Source organism: Streptococcus sp. WM07, from assembly GCF_004570525.1.
Taxonomy (GTDB): domain Bacteria; phylum Bacillota; class Bacilli; order Lactobacillales; family Streptococcaceae; genus Streptococcus.
Genome location: NZ_SPPZ01000130.1, coordinates 1 through 756, shown reverse-complemented (window position 1 = coordinate 756; position 756 = coordinate 1). Strand labels below are relative to the sequence as shown.

The 756-nt window shown below is 37.0% G+C and carries 2 protein-coding genes; both read left to right on the top strand.

Going from position 1 to position 756, the window contains the following annotated elements:
• Positions 1-158: 158 nt before the first annotated feature.
• Positions 159-299, top strand: coding sequence for a hypothetical protein (locus tag E4T71_RS10345; RefSeq protein ID WP_228062399.1), 141 nt, complete (start codon positions 159-161; stop codon positions 297-299).
• A gap of 15 nt (positions 300-314) precedes the next feature.
• Positions 315-671 (top strand): YbaK/EbsC family protein, encoded by a 357-nt coding sequence (locus E4T71_RS10340; protein WP_306766729.1) that lies wholly within the window; start codon positions 315-317, stop codon positions 669-671.
• Positions 672-756: the final 85 nt, after the last annotated feature.

Below are 756 nucleotides of genomic sequence, written 5' to 3'. Positions count from 1 at the left end.
CATTTTTATCCCTAGAACAATTTGGTGAATAATAAAAATCATCAGAAATTCCAGTTGGTTATTGGTTTTTTCTGATGATTTTTTAGGCATTTACACAGATTCTTCTGAGGTATGAATAATTTGGGTTAAAAAATTTATAATAGAAATGGAACTAGACTATGAATTTAGAGTTTAAACCAGCCATTGAACGACAAGATCTCCTTGCACCTACTGTTTGGGAAGGAATTGAGAAATTAGGGGCTACAGAAGAAATTAAAGTTGTTGAAATTGATCCTGAATTTGCACTAGGTCTCAGCTAGTACCCTCAGTTTGAAATTCCGACTGAAATAGAAGTCAACTGCCTGGTTGTCGAGGGGAAACGTGGAGAAGATAAAAAATATGCAGCTCTTTTAGTTCCCTATGGCAAAAAAGCGAATACGAATGCGACGGTCAAACGTCCACTAGATGTTTCGAAGGTAGGATTTGCCCCACTTGAGACTGTCTTGGAACAAACTGGGATGGAATTTGGAGGAATTGGGCCCATTGGTCTTCCTGAGAGTTGGTCTATTCTAGTGGATATCCAGATTTTGCAACAGGACAATATTATTGTAGGCGGAGGGATGGCTCATTCAAAATTATTTGTGCCAACCAACTTATACTTAACAAAAAACAAAAATAGCTGTATACTATAAGGTATGAAAGTCGAACTAAATGAATATCAAATTAGCGAATTGAAGCAAGCCCTGAAAGATAAAAAGAATGCACAGCACCATAGGA